Origin of the sequence: Paraburkholderia ginsengiterrae, assembly GCF_001645125.1 — a bacterium.
Taxonomy (GTDB): Bacteria; Pseudomonadota; Gammaproteobacteria; order Burkholderiales; family Burkholderiaceae; genus Paraburkholderia; species Paraburkholderia ginsengiterrae.
Window position 1 is genome coordinate 1 of record NZ_LXKA01000036.1, and the last position, 624, is coordinate 624.

1 protein-coding gene is annotated in these 624 nt (G+C 67.5%); it reads left to right on the forward strand.

Annotation, left to right across the window (positions count from 1 at the left end; translation table 11 throughout):
• Nucleotides 1–624: FAD-dependent oxidoreductase (locus A6V37_RS02845; RefSeq protein ID WP_167361427.1), on the forward strand; the 624-nt coding region annotated here is incomplete at both ends.

A 624-nucleotide genomic window follows, 5' to 3' on the forward strand; every position in this document is an offset into this window, starting at 1 on the left:
GTCGAGTTCGCCCCGCGGCTGATGGCGGTGCAGGTCGACGAAGGCGGCGGACGGGTTCTGCGCAGCAAGATCGAGGAGTTGGGCGTGCAGGTCCACACCGGCAAGCACACGCTTGCCATCGTGGATGGCGAAGCGGGCACGCACCGCATGCAGTTCGCCGACGGCACGCATCTCGACACCGACATGATCGTGTTCTCCGCCGGCATTCGTCCGCGCGACGAGATCGCGCGCGCGTGCGGCCTGGAACTGGGTCCGCGCGGCGGGATCGCCATCGATGCGAGTTGCCGCACCAGCGATCCCGACATCTATGCGATCGGCGAATGCGCGGCGTGGAACGGCATGGTGTACGGCCTCGTGGCGCCTGGCTACGACATGGCGCGTGTCGCCGCAAAGCACCTGCTCGGCGACGACGCGGGCTTCGCCGGCGCGGACATGAGCACCAAGCTCAAGCTGATGGGCGTGGATGTGGCAAGCATCGGCGACGCGCACGGCAAGACGCCCGGCAGCCGCACGTACCAGTTCAGCGACGAACGCAAACAGGTCTACAAGAAGCTGGTGGTGTCGGAATGCGGCAAGCAACTGCTCGGCGCCGTCATGGTGGGCGACGCGGCCGAGTACGGCACG